22 protein-coding genes and 1 pseudogene are annotated in these 15,217 nt (G+C 71.9%); all 23 read left to right on the forward strand.

Annotation, left to right across the window (positions count from 1 at the left end):
* Positions 1 to 57 precede the first annotated feature (57 nt).
* Positions 58 to 519 carry a hypothetical protein gene (locus OG440_RS41390; protein WP_037663175.1) on the forward strand — a complete coding sequence of 154 codons (462 nt, stop codon included), beginning with the start codon at positions 58 to 60 and terminating at the stop codon, positions 517 to 519.
* Entirely contained in the window at positions 519 to 2,660 is a 2,142-nt protein-coding gene (locus OG440_RS41395; protein ID WP_331737952.1) for a hypothetical protein, read from the forward strand. Before OG440_RS41390 ends, OG440_RS41395 begins: the two co-directional genes overlap by 1 nt.
* Before the next feature lie 290 nt (positions 2,661 to 2,950).
* A complete protein-coding gene (locus OG440_RS41400; RefSeq protein ID WP_406011672.1) occupies positions 2,951 to 4,357 on the forward strand; it encodes a hypothetical protein in 1,407 nt (468 codons plus the stop codon).
* Positions 4,354 to 4,536, forward strand: coding sequence for a hypothetical protein (locus OG440_RS41405; protein WP_331737956.1), 183 nt, complete (start codon positions 4,354 to 4,356; stop codon positions 4,534 to 4,536). Before OG440_RS41400 ends, OG440_RS41405 begins: the two co-directional genes overlap by 4 nt.
* Positions 4,537 to 4,681: 145 nt before the next feature.
* Complete coding sequence (locus tag OG440_RS41410) at positions 4,682 to 5,176, forward strand: hypothetical protein (protein ID WP_331737958.1); 495 nt, start codon at positions 4,682 to 4,684, stop codon at positions 5,174 to 5,176.
* Positions 5,160 to 5,600, forward strand: a complete 441-nt coding sequence (locus OG440_RS41415; protein ID WP_331737961.1) for an RRQRL motif-containing zinc-binding protein — start codon at positions 5,160 to 5,162, stop codon at positions 5,598 to 5,600. Before OG440_RS41410 ends, OG440_RS41415 begins: the two co-directional genes overlap by 17 nt.
* Positions 5,601 to 5,736: 136 nt before the next feature.
* On the forward strand, positions 5,737 to 6,339 hold the full coding sequence (locus tag OG440_RS41420) for a hypothetical protein (protein ID WP_406011673.1): 603 nt from the start codon (positions 5,737 to 5,739) through the stop codon (positions 6,337 to 6,339).
* Between the two features lie 12 nt (positions 6,340 to 6,351).
* A complete protein-coding gene (locus OG440_RS41425; RefSeq protein ID WP_331737966.1) occupies positions 6,352 to 7,041 on the forward strand; it encodes a hypothetical protein in 690 nt (229 codons plus the stop codon).
* A gap of 94 nt (positions 7,042 to 7,135) precedes the next feature.
* On the forward strand, positions 7,136 to 7,606 hold the full coding sequence (locus OG440_RS41430) for a Pycsar system effector family protein (protein WP_331737969.1): 471 nt from the start codon (positions 7,136 to 7,138) through the stop codon (positions 7,604 to 7,606).
* Positions 7,603 to 7,734: a hypothetical protein gene (locus tag OG440_RS41435; protein ID WP_272924171.1), complete on the forward strand. Its 132-nt coding sequence runs from the start codon at positions 7,603 to 7,605 to the stop codon at positions 7,732 to 7,734. The genes OG440_RS41430 and OG440_RS41435 overlap by 4 nt, the downstream gene beginning before the upstream one ends.
* 2 nt (positions 7,735 to 7,736) lie before the next feature.
* On the forward strand, positions 7,737 to 8,309 hold the full coding sequence (locus OG440_RS41440) for a hypothetical protein (RefSeq protein ID WP_331737974.1): 573 nt from the start codon (positions 7,737 to 7,739) through the stop codon (positions 8,307 to 8,309).
* Between the two features lie 108 nt (positions 8,310 to 8,417).
* A complete protein-coding gene (locus OG440_RS41445; RefSeq protein WP_406011674.1) occupies positions 8,418 to 8,798 on the forward strand; it encodes a hypothetical protein in 381 nt (126 codons plus the stop codon).
* Between the two features lie 97 nt (positions 8,799 to 8,895).
* A complete protein-coding gene (locus OG440_RS41450) occupies positions 8,896 to 9,603 on the forward strand; it encodes a hypothetical protein (RefSeq protein ID WP_331737978.1) in 708 nt (235 codons plus the stop codon).
* Between the two features lie 91 nt (positions 9,604 to 9,694).
* The gene (locus OG440_RS41455) at positions 9,695 to 10,264 is read left to right on the forward strand and encodes a hypothetical protein (RefSeq protein WP_331737981.1); all 570 of its coding nucleotides are present in this window, start codon (positions 9,695 to 9,697) and stop codon (positions 10,262 to 10,264) included.
* 88 nt (positions 10,265 to 10,352) lie between these two features.
* Positions 10,353 to 10,595 (forward strand): annotated as a pseudogene (locus OG440_RS41460) (AAA family ATPase); the annotation flags it as partial.
* A 95-nt stretch (positions 10,596 to 10,690) separates the two neighbouring features.
* Positions 10,691 to 10,864 carry a hypothetical protein gene (locus OG440_RS41465; protein WP_406011677.1) on the forward strand — a complete coding sequence of 58 codons (174 nt, stop codon included), beginning with the start codon at positions 10,691 to 10,693 and terminating at the stop codon, positions 10,862 to 10,864.
* Between the two features lie 40 nt (positions 10,865 to 10,904).
* Positions 10,905 to 11,702: a hypothetical protein gene (locus tag OG440_RS41470; RefSeq protein WP_331737988.1), complete on the forward strand. Its 798-nt coding sequence runs from the start codon at positions 10,905 to 10,907 to the stop codon at positions 11,700 to 11,702.
* 60 nt (positions 11,703 to 11,762) lie between these two features.
* Positions 11,763 to 12,191: an NUDIX hydrolase gene (locus OG440_RS41475; RefSeq protein WP_331737991.1), complete on the forward strand. Its 429-nt coding sequence runs from the start codon at positions 11,763 to 11,765 to the stop codon at positions 12,189 to 12,191.
* A gap of 101 nt (positions 12,192 to 12,292) precedes the next feature.
* Positions 12,293 to 12,595: a hypothetical protein gene (locus OG440_RS41480; RefSeq protein WP_331737993.1), complete on the forward strand. Its 303-nt coding sequence runs from the start codon at positions 12,293 to 12,295 to the stop codon at positions 12,593 to 12,595.
* A gap of 88 nt (positions 12,596 to 12,683) precedes the next feature.
* Positions 12,684 to 13,364: a GGDEF domain-containing protein gene (locus OG440_RS41485; RefSeq protein ID WP_331737996.1), complete on the forward strand. Its 681-nt coding sequence runs from the start codon at positions 12,684 to 12,686 to the stop codon at positions 13,362 to 13,364.
* Complete coding sequence (locus OG440_RS41490; protein WP_331737999.1) at positions 13,361 to 13,819, forward strand: hypothetical protein; 459 nt, start codon at positions 13,361 to 13,363, stop codon at positions 13,817 to 13,819. The genes OG440_RS41485 and OG440_RS41490 overlap by 4 nt, the downstream gene beginning before the upstream one ends.
* Positions 13,816 to 14,376 carry a WhiB family transcriptional regulator gene (locus OG440_RS41495; RefSeq protein ID WP_331738001.1) on the forward strand — a complete coding sequence of 187 codons (561 nt, stop codon included), beginning with the start codon at positions 13,816 to 13,818 and terminating at the stop codon, positions 14,374 to 14,376. The genes OG440_RS41490 and OG440_RS41495 overlap by 4 nt, the downstream gene beginning before the upstream one ends.
* Positions 14,376 to 15,215, forward strand: a complete 840-nt coding sequence (locus tag OG440_RS41500; RefSeq protein WP_331738003.1) for a histone-like nucleoid-structuring protein Lsr2 — start codon at positions 14,376 to 14,378, stop codon at positions 15,213 to 15,215. The genes OG440_RS41495 and OG440_RS41500 overlap by 1 nt, the downstream gene beginning before the upstream one ends.
* The last annotated feature ends 2 nt before the right edge of the window (positions 15,216 to 15,217 follow it).

Raw genomic sequence — 15,217 nt, forward strand, 5'->3', positions numbered from 1 at the left:
AGGTGACAGCCCCCGACCCGCCCGCACAACTCCCGACCTGGAAGGAACCACCCCGACATGAGTGACAGCGACAGCGGCGAGAAGCTCGGCTCGAACCTCTCGGAGCTCATCAAGCAGCTGGAGAAGATCGAGTTCACGAGCGACCGCGACCTCTACCAGTACGCCCGGATCCTGCGGGCGATCGGCCTGGAGCTCCACATGCGGATCGGCATGGACGCGGACATGGTCGGCGCCATCCTCGCCCAGTACAAGGGCAAGTGGTGGACCTTCGGTGCCCAGTCCAAGATCCGCGCGAAGCTCGTCTCCGCCCACCTCAAGGGCGGCGCGTCCGCCGCGAAGGTCCTCGGGCTGAGCGGCGTGAAGATGTACGCCTCCTTCGTCAAGCACTTCATCCAGCCCGAGATCGAGGCTGAGCGGAAGGCGCGCGAGGGCAAGGGCTCGAAGAAGCCCGGATTCTCCATCGGTGACAAGCCCAAGGGCGCCGCCGGGCGTCCGGGCGAGGCCGGAAGGGCAGCGTGATGGCTCGCCGTATCTCCGCACGAGCGAAGAAGATCGACACCCGTACCGAAGAGGAGCAGGAGTCCTCGAAGAAGGCATGGGTCACCTACGGCGGGCCGTGGGGCATCAACATCGGCGGCTGCATCGTCGCTGAGACCGCCCACGTGCTGCTCGCCACCACCCCGGCCTCCCTGGCGCTCGCCGCGCTCGGTCTGGCCGGCACCGGCGCGGCCCTGTCGAAGTTCATCAACCACATGGACCACAAGGCCAAGCGCGACAAGGACGTGCGCTACCTCCACCAGGTCAACGCCGTCGCCACCACGGCCGGGGTCACCCTGGGCACCGTGGTGGGCCTGGAGTCCGGCGCCACGATGGGCGCCTGGATGCTCGCCGGGTCCGGCCTGTGCATCGCCAACCACCTCTGGTCGGCGCTGTACAAGAAGGGCTCGGGCGAGAAGGCCGACGGCAAGTGGGCCAAGCTCGAATCCGAGATCGGACTGGCCAAGCACGAGCTCCAGGAGGCCAAGTCCAACGGCAAGGGCACGGTCGTCGCCAAGATCGAGGCGAAGGACGGGGCCACGGCGGACGAGTTCGCCCGCCGTATCCCCGCCATGACCTCCGCGCTCAAGCTCGGACAGGGCCGCATCACCCACACCGTCGACGACGACGACGCCTCGCTGATCACCATGCGGGTCCAGGTCGCCGACCTCCTCAAGGAGGGCTTCGCCTGGCCCGGCCCGTCCGCGTTCGGCGCCGGCTTCGGTGACCTGCCGATCAACCTCGGACGGTACGAGGACGGCGAGACGCTCAAGCTCAACCTGCCCGGCATCCTCAACGACCCGCAGGAGGTCCAGGGCGGCGAGAACGTAGAGCACTGCGTCGCCCAGGGCGTCAACGGCGCGGGCAAGACGGTCGGCAACTCGATCATCGTGACCGAGGCCGCCACCCGCACCGAGGTGTCCGTCATCGTCATCAACTGCTCGAAGTTCATGCAGGACTACGGGCACGTCCGGCACGCCGCCGACATGGTGATCACCAACGAGAAGGACGCCCGCCGGTTCTTCAAGCAGATGCACACCGTCATCAAGGCCCGCGGCGAGTACCTCGCGGCCAAGGGCCTGGCGAAGTGGAAGCCGGGCTGCGGCCTGAACTTCCTGCTGATCATCGGTGAGGAGGCCGCCGACTTCGCCGACGGTGAGGCGTACGGCAAGGTGCTGCGCACCCTGCGCTCCACCGGCGGCTGGTTCCTCTCCTCCATCCAGCGCGCCACGCACGACCAGATGGACACCACGGCGCGCTCCAACCACCCCGCCGGTATGGCCTACGGCCTGTCCGACGGCGCGGAAGCCCAGTACGTCCTGCCGCCCGAGGCGATCGACGCCGGCGCCTTCCCCGGCTGGGCGAACAGGAAGCCCGGCTACCTGTACGCGGCCGGGATGGGCATCGCCGAAGACCGCTGGGCGGTCACCGCCCGCACCTACAACGCCGACCGCCCCACCCTGGCAGCCGCCGTCACCGCGGGCATGAACGTGCGCACCCCCATGGACGCCACGACCGCTGAGGCGTTCGGCGCGCTGTGGACCAACCGCACCTTCTACACCACCCCGCTCCTGGAGGGCGACGCCGACGGATCCGGCGCCTTCCCCCAGCAGCCGGCCGCCCCCGCCACCCCGGCGACGGACACGGCCTCCGAGTACGACGCCGACGAGTACGAGGAGGACGAGGACGTGGAGATCGACCCGGACCTGCTCGCGAAGGAGACCGAGGACTTGGACGAGGAACTGCGGAAGATCCTGGAGGCCGACCCCGAGCCCGGCGCGTACGACCACCTCAGCGTCGAGACCGAGATCGAGGCCCCGGCCGCCGACGCCCCGGTCTTCCAGCTGCCCGGCGCGGTCGCCGACGAGGAGAAGCTCTCCCCCGAGGACACCAGGGACGCCATCTTTGCCCGACTGGATTCCTGGGTGCGCGAAGGCAAAGACAACTTCGAGCCCAAGGAGCTCAACGACCTGTGGATGCGGGTCAACAAGAAGGGCGCCCGCGACTGGTGGAACCGCCTGAAGAAGCAGCTCCTGGACGACGGCGTCATCGCCAAGGACGAGTCCGAGGAGGGCTACGGATCGTACGACCTGATCCGCTCCCCGCTCGAAAACGGCAACTGAGAGTCACCATCCCCGGGAGGGGTCGCACAGCGCACACCGCACTGTGCGGCCCCTCCCTCCCCTAGGGAATTTCCAGTGTGCAGACCCGCACACAGGTGATTGATCCCGGTTTGCACCCTGTGCAGTGTGCGCCGCACACTCCCTCCGCACACTACGGAAGGTAGCCAATGAGCGCCCCGACCGCTCCCCGGCCGAAGCAGGCCGGGCCGCCCAAAATCGCCGCGCCCGTCAGTGCGGACGACGCCAACAAGGCCCGCAAGTCCATCGCCAAGCTGGACGAGGTCCTGGCCATGGTCACCAAGGCGCTGCTGACCCTCGGGGGCGGCGCTTTGATCTTCACTTGTGTGAATGTGACCCGGTTCGGCGTCTCCCACGAGATCCCCTGGTACATCGCCTGGATGCTGGACCCGCTGGCCAGCCTCGCCCTGATCACCGTCCTGTACGTCGACGGTGTCCTCGCGGAGCACGGCGGGGACTACAAGCCCGGCGGCTGGCCGTTCCTGCTGCGCTGGACCGCCGGCCTCTCCACCTGGGTGATGAACTGCTGGACGTCGCTCTACCCCGACGGCCACTTCCACTTCATCCCGCAGAAGCCGGACGCCGGCGGCATCCTGCTCCACTCCGTCGCCCCGGCCCTGCTGATCCTGCTCGCGGAGGCCGCCACCGGCTACCGCAAGTACGCGACTCGGCGGCGGGGCGAACTGACCGCGATCATCGCGACGTTCGAGAGCGCGAAGGCCACGGAACGCGAGACCGCCGAAAAGCGAGCCCGCGAGGAAGCAGAACGCGAGGCCGCCGCCAAACGCGAGGAGGCAGAACGCGAGGCCGCCGCCAAACGCGAGGAGGCAGAACGCGAGGCCGCCGCGAAGCGTCAGGAGGCACAACGCGAGGCCGACCGCCGTGAACGCGCGGAAAACGCGAGGCTCGAGAACGAGCGTCGACAGGCAGAAATCGAGGCCGCCTCCCGCGCCCGCCGCGAAGAAATCGAGGCAGAACGCGAGCGGCTCGCACTGACCGAGCGCACCGCAGAAATCGAGGCGACGCGTCGCAAGACCGAAGCCGAGATCGAGGACCGCCGCCTCCGCGAGCAGTGGGAGCGGGAGCAGGCCGAACGGGACCGTGAGGCCGCCCGCCAGGCGGAGATCGTCAAGGCAGAAGCGCAGGCAGAGGCGCTGCGCAAGGAAGCCGAAGCCCAGGCAGAGGCGCTCCGCAAGGAGGCCGAAGCCGCCGCTGAGGCTGAGCGGATCAGGGCTGAGGCTGAGGCCCGCGCCCTGGAGGAAGCCGAGAAGATCAAGCGGCAGCGCGCCCTGGAGCGGGCCGCCGCCAAGTCTCGCGGAACCTCGGAAAGTGCAGGCGCCCGCGCCTCGATTTCTTCCGGTCGTACCTCGGAAAGTGGGGTCGCGCTCAGCGCGGTGCCCGCCCTGACCGCCTCGGAAAACGGCGGCCGGGTCCCTCGCGAAGTGCGCGAGAAGCAGCGTGACGAAGCCGAGCGGTACATCGCGAAGTGCTCGCTGTCCGGCATCGCGCCGGACCTGGAGCGCCTCGCAAACCAGTACGGCAAGGGCGAGACGTGGGTCGGAGACCGCGTCCGCACCGCGAAGCGCCGCCTCGCGGAAGAGGACGGATTCGAGGAGTCGGTCATCGCCGACGCCCTGGACGTCTTCGAGGACGACAGCGACAGCGCCGGTGCGGCATGACCCACCGGCCCGAAGAAGAGGAAGAGGACACCGTGGACACGGACTTCGAGTTCGACTTCACCCACCTGGGCACCGAGCCGGTCGCCCTGCTCCCCAAGGCCGGCCCCGAGCACCCGCCCACGATCCTGCTGCGCCGGGACGCGCTGCTGCCCACGCGGTGGCGCCAGCTCACCGACTGACGCAGCCCCCGAGCTTCGACGGCTCCACTGGCCCCCGAGATGAATCAAGCACCTCGGGGGCCGGTGAAGAGGCCGAAGCCTCCCCGGGCGATCTCACGCCAAATGACATTCGCCCGAGCTCCCCAAGCAGAGGAGAGACCCCATCATGCCGTCTCACGGCGAGCAGCCCCAGCCCACCTACTACCCGACGCCGCTGCCGCCCCAGTACGGGCAGCCGCCCGCCCCCGCGTACGGGCAGCACGTCGTCCCGCTCCCCCAGGGCGCGGTCGTCTACCCGCCGACCGCCGGCCTGGACGGCGTCGTCATGATGCCCGGCCCGAACGGCCAGCCGGTCGCGTACTACATGCCGCCGCCCGCCCCGGCCCCGCAGCCCTACATCTCCCCGCTCCTGGTGAAGGCCGCGCTGGTCGCGTTCATCGTCGGAGTCGCCGGGGTCGGCGTCTACTTCCTGGCCGCCGCCATCCTCGAGCTCGCCAAGGCGCTCGCCATCATCGTCGGCGTCGCCCTGGTCGGCTTCGTCCTGCTGAAGATGCTCGTCACCGGGCCCGGCGCTGGCCGGTCGATCAACGTCAACGCCCGGGGCCGCGCCAAGGTGCAGGTCCACACCGGCCGCGGGCACAACCGTGGCCGCCGCCGCTGACCCTGCGTCCCCGCCGGCCGTCCGGGACGTCGACATCTACGCCGACCCCACCGGCGCCCTCCCCGTACACCGCTGGAGGCAGGCCCCGAAAGGGCTCGCGACCAGACGGCAACTCAGGGAGCGGCGCTTACGGCCCGGCGGCCAGGACCCGGTCGCGGTCATCGAGTGCCGGGGCGGCAAGCGCATGGCCTTCCTGTACGAGATCGCCAAGGCCAAGCCGATACGGCCGATGACCTTCGCTAAGGAGGTCGCGCTCGACAAGGCGATGGCTGCCCGGCAGACCTGCCCGAAGTGCTCGCGCCGGTACTACCACTGCCTCCCTCTGCGCACCCTCGGCTCGTGCCTGGAGTGCCACGACGGCACCCCGGCCGCGCCCGGCAGCTACATGCGCCCGCCCGGCGAGCACTTCGCCGCCGCGGCCTGAACCTCCCTCCCGCGTCTGCCGGTTGCCTGATCCACCCGCCCGTCGGCGGGTGGTGAAGGGGAGTCGGTGAGCCCGGCCCGCCCACATACAGCACCACCTCACCCCGCAGCCGTCGACCACCGTGAAGGAGAACCCGGTGAGCGAGCCCGACAAGCACGAGCCCGACCCCGCCATCCCGCCGCTGGACACCATCGACGACAGCCAGCGCATCCCGCCGCCCCGGCGGCCGGCCCCGCCCCGGCCTCAGCCGATCAAGGCCACCGCCGACGTCCCGCCCGGCGCCATCGCCGCCTTCGGCATCGTCGCCCTGGTCGCCCTGCTGCTCGCCCTCAAGTGGGGCATCCCCAAGGGCATCGACTGGTACCACCACCAGGACTGGGCGTGGTTCACACAGTGGACCGCCACCGTCGCCGACCCCGTCCACGCCTACCTGAGCGCGCACACGGTCGGCCTGCCGCTGACGGCGAGCAGCGCGTTCGTCATCTGGCAGGGCGTCGGCATCGTCTCCCTGGTCCTGTCCTGGATCACCGGCGCCGTCGGTGCCCGGCTGACCTGGACGGCACACGGCGCCTGCTCGGTGTTCATGGTCTGGGACGCCGCCCCCGCCGCCGGCCGCCCCGTCGCCGCCGCCCTCGCGGTCCTGGCCTGGACGATCGGCAGCCTCTTCGCCCTGCGCGGCCTGTCCCTGCGCCCGCTGATCAACCTGCACAACCACAACCACAACCACCCGGCTCGCTGAGAGGACGTCGTCATGTTCCGGATCATCAGCACGGCCCGGCTCGCTGAGCTGGACAACCTCGCCTCCGCGTTCCCCACGGTCCGGAGCAAGTGCGACCGCCTGGAGAAGGACCTGGAGACGGCGCAGCGCCGCACCAAGGAGATCACCGCGAAAGCGGAGCAGGACACCGCCCGCTTCCACCAGGAGCTCGCCGACCTCAACCAGCAGGCCGACGCCCGCGTCGCCGAAGCCAGGACCTCGGTGCAACGAGCGCAGCAGCAGGCCACCGCCCTGATCGACGGGGCTGCGAAGCGGGCGAAGGACATCGAACGCCGGGCCGACCAGAAGGTCCGGGAGCTGAACGCGGAGATCGAGCAGCTCAAGGCGAAGCTGCCCCACCCGACGCCCAACCCGCAGGGAGTCGTCGCCCGGTACCAGAACCTGGTCGGCGCGCCCATCGACCTGACCCTGTTCGTCACCGAGGACACCAACGAGGCCCCCAGCTACGGGTACTCCTCCAAGTGCGTCGACCTGAAGCTGATCAGCCTCTGCTCCGGCTGCGGCTACCGCGAGGAGGAGACCCGCGAGCAGGTCTGCGACTCCCCCGACGCCCGCACCAGCTTCCTGGAGAACACGTACGAGGGCGGGAAGCTCAAGCGCTGGGCGCAGGAGCACGCGGAGACATGCCGGGCCGTCGCCCTCCCTCTCCAGCGCGCCGCCTGACCTGGTCTGACGGCTGCCTGATCCACCCGCCCCGCACGCTGCGGGCCGGGTGGTGACGGGGAGCCGGACAGCCCGGCCCGGATGGGAGTCGCACGTGACCACCGCCCCCCTCACCATCAGCGGCGACCGGAACCTGGACGCCGCCTGCGCCACCGTGAGCGGCGAGATCGCCCGCACCGACAGCAAGGCCAGCCTGCTGCTCGCCTTCAACGGCGCGGTCCTCGCGGGTCTGGCCAGCGTCGCCGACAAAGACCTGCCCGTGTTCACGAAGGTCGTCGGCGCCCTGGCCGTCCTCGCCCTCGCCGCCGCTGCGGTCTTACTGCTCCTGGTCGTCCGGCCCTGCCTGACCGTGCCTGGCCGCCCCGCGCCGGGCACCTTCCCGCAGTGGGCACGCCTGGAGGAGAACGAGCTCCAGGAGGCGATGGGCCAGGACCACCGCCCCGCCCGTGTGAAGGCGCTGTCGACCCTCGCGGTCCGCAAGTTCCGGCGCCTGGCCCTCGCGGTCGATGTCATCCTCGCCGCGCTCGCCCTGCTGACCGTCGCCGCGATCGGGGTGCTGGTGTGAGCACCGCCGCCAGCTTCGTCATCAGCTACGCCAGCATCGCCGGCGCGCTCGCCATCCCGTTCGTGATCGCCGCCGCCCGCCGCACCGCCGCCCGCATCCACGCCCAGGCCGACCAGAAGGAGCAGTAACCATGTCCCTCGCCCTGTTCGCCCGCCGCCCCGAGCCCGTCGAAGCGCCGGCCCCCGAGCCGTGGCCGGAGATCGGCGAGACCTGGAAGCCCGAGGGCGTCACCATCGCCCAGCGGTACTACAACCAGGCGCACGCGGTCGTCCTCGTGTACACCACCGACGACGGCCCGTCCGGCACCTACTACTCCGTCGCCTGCCTCGGCTGCCACTACGCCACCGCGAAGCGGAAGCGCACCTGCAGCACGCGCTACGGCCTCCCCGACGCCGCGACGGTGGCCAACGAGCACGCCACGGCCTGCCGGGCGCTGCCCCGCGACATCCCCGCCCGCCCGGACGACGACACCGTCCGCGAGCAGCTGCACGCCTGGGTCCGCAGGTCCCGCCGCCGGGACGAGGACACGCAGCTGTGGGTGTCCGACCTGGACCTGATCCGCCTCACCCTCCAGCGCACCAACGACTGGATCGTGGCCGTGCTCAACCAGCTGGTCGTCGACGAGCCGGAGATCGCACGCATCGAGCGCAGCCAGTACAGCGACTACGTCTCCTACTACGCCCGCCGCCTCCCGGAGAACTGACCGGCGCTCTCCGCGCGTCCCCGCCCGCCGCACGACGGCGGCCGGGGGCGACGCGGTGTCCGTCCGGTCAGCAGAGACCGGACGACCGGCCCTCCCCCGGAGGTCACCGTGTCCCTCGCCCGCCGCTCCCTCATGGAAGCCGCCGCCGCCCGCTTCGGCTGGCGCCGCGCCTACGCCGACACCACCGACGCCGACGGCCTGTTGATCGAGCAGACCGAGGCCGCGTATACCGAGGCCGCCGACCACGCGCAGCTGGCGACCGCGAAGAACGGCGACGTCCTGCACGTGCAGCCCTGCGTCCTGGACGTCCGCGGCCGCGTCCTGGCCGACGTCCTCTACCTCGAGGGCCTGCTGGTCGGCGCCCGCAACCGCGGCCTGCCCCCGGAGCTCATCGAGCGCCTGGAGGACGCCGTCGACCACGGCCACGAGATGACCGTGCTGCTCGCCGACACCGTCCGCACCACCGCCGCTCTCCACGCGGCCAGCTGAGCGCCCGGGGCGGCCGCAGGCATCGAACCCGGCCGCCCCGGAGCAACGCCCCCTCCCCCACCAGAGCGCATCCGACAGAAGAAGGAGCCCCACCATCATGAACCGAGCTGTTCGCCGCGCCACCCTCACCGTCGCCGACGCCGCGACCGAGGGCCTGGACATGGTCACCGTCGTGATCGGCGGCGCCATCGGCGCCTGGGCGGGCTACACCTACTCGCCCGACACCTGGTCCGGCGACTGGCGCCTGGCCTTCGCCGGCGGCGTCGCGGTCGTGGCCGCCGTCGCCGTCAACTCCCTGGCCGAACTGTTCCTGACCCCGCTGCGCCGCCTGCTCACCAAGGCCCGCAGCACCGCCCAGCCGATCACCACGCGCAGGCGCACCGCCCCGGCCGCGCCGGCCACCCTCTCCGAGGGCCTGGCGCAGGTCGCCACCGCCACCGAGAACGACGCCGCCTCCCGCGCCGCCGACGACGCGTGGGGGATCGACAAGGGTGACGGCTTCCTGCGGACCGAGGACCGGTGGCGCGGCTACGAGGACGCCACGGCGTCCTTCTTCCTCGCCCCCGGTGTCTGGCTGCACTACCGCACCGAGAAGAACGACTACGGCCGCGACGCGGCGCGCTTCACGCTGCTGACCGGTGACGGCGACCAGCCGGTGCCGATCACCCACGTCGAGCAGATCCGCCATCGCCTCGCCGCCCGCGCCGCCGGTCTCCCCGCAGTCCCGGTGACCGGCGACACCGAGGACACGGTCGCGGACACGATCGCCGAACTCGACAACCACCTGAAGGCCCTCGAAGCCTGACGGGCTACCCGTTCCGCCCCGGCCCTTCCCGGCCGGGGCGGTGCGGTGGCCAATCAGCCCACCCCCTGCCCCGCCATCGAGAGGACCGACCATGCCCGCGACCAAGAGCAGGCCCTCCCAGCTCAGCGTGCTGCGCTACGGCGCGTTCGTCTCCCGCACCGCCGAACAGCGCGTCACCTCCTACGCGCCGTCCGTCCGCAAGCTGGTCCACGACCAATTCGGACGCCGCCCGCTGGGCGCGGTCACGATCATCCTGACCAAGCCGCGCCTGCTGCTCTCCCTCGCCAACGAGGCGCAGGGCGAAGCCGCCGGCGTCCCGGAGAACACGTGGAAGTCCGTCGGCGTGCAGCAGAGCATCATCGGCAAGCCCAAGGACTTCCGCGTCGCCACGGTGATCGCCCCCAAGGGCGCGATGTGGATGCTGATCAACGCCCCGAAGATGCGCGACCCCAAGCAGCTCAAGCTGAGCCTGCTGCGCGGCTTCGTCGAGGTCGACCAGCTCATCCGCTCCGGCGCCCGCGAACGCCGTATCGCCTGGGTCCGGCACGAGATGAACGTCAACCCGCTCAGCAAGCGGCAGGCCAACAAGCTCCAGGCGCAGATCCTCGTCGACGGAGCCGAAGCCGAGCGCATCACCGCCGACCTCGCCCGGCGCCTGTGATCTGACGCGCCACCGTGCTGCCCCGGCCCTTCCCGGCCGGGACGGCGCGGTGACCCATCAGCCGCAGTCCCGCAGGAGGCCCCTTGTGATGAACGACCTGCTGAACCTCCCCGACGGCGTCCTCTGCACGCTGGTCGGGCCTCCGGGCAGCGGCAAGTCCACCTTCGCCGCCCGCTACCCCGACAGCTGGCGCGTCTGCCTGGACGTCTACCGGCGCCTGGCCACCGACTCCGAGGCCGACCAGTCCGCGACCCCGGTCGCCGCCGAGATCCAGAACCTGCTCCTGGACGCCCGCCTCTCCCGAGGCTTGAACGCGCTGGTGGACTCAACCAACGTGTTCCGCACGTCAGGGCCGGTCTGCTCGCCCGCGCCCGCTACTGGCAGCGGCCCGCCGTCGCCGTCCTGTTCGACGTCCCGCTGCCGACGGTGGAAGCCCAGAACGCCGGACGCGACCGCGTGGTCCCACTGCACATCGTGCGCGAGCACCACCAGCTGCTGCCCGACGCCGACCAGCTCCACCGCGAGGGCTTCACCGCGGTGCACCCGATCTCCGAACTCCTGGCCACGTCCGGCGCCCTGCGCCTGGGCACCCGCCGCTGACCCCACCCACCTGCACGTCCTGACCGACCTGGAGGAACCCATGGCACGCAGCGCCCGCCCCGTCGTCCACTACATGGCGACCCGGCCCGACGGCACTGTCCCGCCCACCGACAACCACCTCGCCCGCTACTACAGCGGCCTGGGCGAGACCATCCCGACCGTCAACCTCGCCGACCACATCGGCGAGACCATCGACCACCCCAGCCCCGGCCAGAAGTGGTACACCGACAAGCCGTTCAGCTACTTCCACATGTACACCCGGCCCGGCGAGATCCTGGAGCGCATCGAGGACGGCTGGCCGGTCCGGCTCTGGATCGTGGAGCCGCTCGGGGAGACCGGCAACTGGGGCGGCGACTACTACCCGTACTGGCTGATGTCCCAGCAGATCCGCGTCGTCGAGGAGACCGAGGCGTGGCGGGCGTTCGGGCACCGCGGCGCGCAGACCCTGGCCGTCCTCGCCCAACTGCCCGACCTCGCCCGGCAGTGGGCCGAAGAGTGGGCCGCCGACCCCGAAGGCACCCGCCGCACGTACAAGGCGTGGGAGACGCGGGTGGACGACACCCGGGCCCTGACCTCCTGGGCGTACTGCCGGGCGCAGTACTCCCGGCGCGAGGCCGGCCTCCAGGCGGCCAACCAGCTCGCCGGGGACGCCGCCGCGCAGGCCGCGACCGCTGCCGGCGCCGACCCGCACGCCGTCGCCCTGATCCAGCTGCGGGCCCGCTGCCTGGTCGCCGGTCAGCTCATGTTCGACCGGATCCGCAACGGCGAGTACGAGCAGTCGATCCGCGCCCTGCTGCTCGGTGCCGCACTCGACACCCCGGCCCCCGTCCCGGCCTGACGCTGCTGCCCCGCCCCGGCCACCAGGCCGGGGCCCCGACCCGAAACCAGGAGACACCTCTTGAGCACCGACACCACCACCGTCACCACCGACGAGACGATCCGCTACACCGCCGACGTCGTCCTGCTCGCCGCCGGGCACGTCCTGTTGATCGAGCGGGGCTGGGACCCGTTCAAGGGCAGCTGGGCGCTGCCGGGTGGTCATGTGGACAGGGGAGAGACCAGCCTGGCCGCCGGGTCGCGCGAGCTGGAGGAAGAGACCGGCATCAGCGTCCCGGCCGCCGACCTGCGGCAGGTGGGCGCCTACGACGCTCCCGGCCGTGACCCGCGCGGCCGCTACGTCAGCGTCGCCTACACCGCCACCCTGCCCGAGTTGGTCGAGCCGACGGCCGGGGACGACGCCACCGCCGCCCGCTGGTGGCCGCTGGCCGCCCTCCCGGACCTCGCGTTCGACCACGCCCTGATCGTCGCGGAGGCCGTGAAGCGCTGACCCCTCCCGCGCACGCGGCGTTCCTCCGTGCCGCCCCGGCCTTCCCGGCCGGGGCGGTCGCGGTGTTCCGCCACGACCAGCGACAGGAAGGAGAGGGCGTCATGCCGCACTTGGAGTTCTACGAGGTTGACGTCCCGATACACGACACCAGCCGGGCGCAGCACGGTGTGCACGTCTTCACCGGCAAGGCGTCCTCGGTCGACGAGGCCCTGGCCCGCGCCCACCAGGTCTACGACGCGGCGAACGCCGCGCGGCAGGCCGGACTCGAGATCCCCGGCCAGCAGGACGGGGGCTGGGGAGCGCGCGGGGTCCGCGACGGCTGGGAGCTGGACTGGGCGGCGGCGAAGGCCGGCCGCTGGTCCAACCCGGACAGCTGGACCCGCACGAAGCCCTACGAGCTGTAGATACGCCCCGAGGCAGGCGCACCAGGTGTGGAAACCGTCGCCTGCCTCGGGCCACCCATCCCGTACAAGACGAGAGGGAGAGACCAGTATGGCCTCCACCGTGCGCGTACAGGCCCCTTCGGGAAATCGCGCCCTGTTCATCACCACGCTCGCCGTGCCGCTGACCGGCTGGACCGTGCACGCGCTCGCGCTGCACCGGAAGCTGTCCGCCGCCCGCCGCGACCCGCTCACTGGGCTGCTCGGACGCGACGGCTACACGGCCAAGGCCCGGCAGATCACCGACCGGTACGGCCACAGCGCCCTGGTGGTCCTGGTGGACCTGGACCACTTCAAGGCGATCAACGACGGGCCCGGCGGGCACGCCGCTGGCGACCGCGTCCTGGCCGCGACCGCGACCCGGCTCACCGCATGGGCGGGCAGCCGCGGGGCGGTCGGCAGGCTCGGAGGGGACGAGTTCGCCGTCGCGGTCCGGATCGGTCCGGCCCGTCGCGAGCTCCGTCTCGCCCAGCTCACGCAGCTGCTCGCGCAGCCGGTGGAGGTCGAGGGCGGCGTCCTGGTCGACGTCGCCGCGTCGGTCGGCGCGGCCTGTCCCGACGTGCTCGGCACGACGGACCTGTCCGTGCTCCAGCGGGCCGCCGACGCCGCGATGTACGCGGGCAAGCACACCGGCCGCGCGGTCCTCGCCGGACCGCAGCACGCCACGGTGCCCTCCATCAACGGTCGCCGCGCCGGGCGGCCGGGCACCAACTCCCTGGGGCGGGCGGCATGAGCGAGACCCCGACCGTCGACCCGGGCACCTGGATCCGGGGCATCACGATCCGCCAGCCCTGGACGACCTGCATCCTCGCCGGGAAGGACGTGGAGAACCGTCCGGCCCCCTGGTCCTGGCGCGGCCTGGTGCTGCTGCACGCCGGGCAGGCCACCGAGCGCGCCCCGATGCGCGACCCGCTGGTCGCCACCGCCATCCGCGGCCGCGCCCTGCACACCCGGGCCGTCATCGGCGTCGCCCGCCTCACCGACTGCCACCAGGACGCCGCCGGCACCGCCCCGTGCTCGAAGTGGGCGCAGGCCGACGCGTTCCACCTGGTCCTCGCCGACGTCCAGGAGCTCGCGCTGCCCATCCCGTGGTTGCGCGGACAGCTCGGGCCGTGGCGCCCGCCGCAGGACCTCGTGGACCAGGTCCTCCTCCAGCTCCCCCACCTCGCTCCGGAGGGCACCTCATGAGCGGCAACCGCACCGGCGTCGCCAACTCGCCGGCCATCGTCCTCGCCGACGACCGGATCCCCTTCCCCGAGACCGACCAGGTCCTGCGCTGCCGCACGAGCCCGGACCTGTTCGCGATCGAGGACGTCCACAACACCGACAAGGAGCCCCGCGCCCGCGAGAAGGCGCTCGTCCAGGCCAAGCACGCCTGCTCCGGCTGCCCGATCGTCAAGGACTGCCTGAAGTGGGCGCTGGCCAACCCCGGCCTGACCAACACCGGCGTGTGGGCGGCGACCACCAAGCGCGACCGCACGCAGCTGCGCAAGCAGCTCGTGGCCAGGCTCGGTGAGGACTGGGTCGGCGTGGTCGCCGAACAGGACCGGCTCCGCAGGGAGCGGCAGCGCGCGGCGCGCGTCGTGCCGCCGACCGCCCGCGACATCGCCCTCGCCCGGCTGCAGCTGGAGTCCATCCCCACCCGGCCCGCGCCGTACAACCGCTGGAAGCAGCCGATCACCCCCGCACAGGCGGCGTCCAACCTGCGCGTGCTGGCCCTGGTCGCCAGCGGCAAGGCCGCGTGATGTTCACCGACTGGACCGAGGCCCTCGAAGCCGAATCGCTGCCCCTGGACCCGAACCCGGCGCAGCAGCTCGCCGCCGCGGCCCGGGTCACCGCCCGCAGCTCCCGCGACAAGGACGACATGGCGTTGCTCCTGGACGTCCTCGGGCTGCCCACCGACACCGACACCGTCACCGCCCTGCTCCCCCTCATCCCGGAAACCGGAGACGCACCCACCATGACGAACACCCCCGCCGCCCCGGCCCTGTCCGCGCACGAGGCCATGGCGATCTCCATGCACAACAACGGCGACAGCGAGCAGGCCATCCGCGAGGCCACCGGCCTCAGCGAGAGCGAGCTCAGCGACCTCATCGCCGACCGGGTCCTCGGGCTGCCCCGCGCGGCCGCCGACGCCCCGGCCATCGACGTCCCGGTCGTCGCGCTGCCCGTCTCCAACGCGGTCCAGGAGCTGCTCGACTGGGCGGCCGCGCACCCGGCCGCCGGAGTCCGCAGCCGCGCCAACCGCATCACCGCCGACCTCTCCGAGCTGTCCGAGCGCCGCGACAGCGAGGCCGCCCAGCGCGAGGCCGAAGAGAAGGTCGCCAAGGCCAAGGCCGACCTGGAGAAGGCGCAGGAGGAGCTGCGCACCGTGAAGGCCGGCACCCGCACCACCACGGCGGCCGCCGCGCCCACCCCGATCCGGGCGGGCCTGGGCAGCGGCCGCAGCCGGGAGGAGCTCGCCGCCATCAGGACGTGGGCGCGCGCCAACGGCCACCAGGTCGCCGACGCGGGCATGGTGCCCAAGCGGGTTCTGGAGGCGTACGACGCCGCGCACCAGGCGCCGGTCCGGAAAGCCGGCTGACC

This window comes from Streptomyces sp. NBC_00637, from assembly GCF_045161545.1.
In the GTDB taxonomy this organism is placed as follows: Bacteria; Actinomycetota; Actinomycetes; order Streptomycetales; family Streptomycetaceae; genus Streptomyces.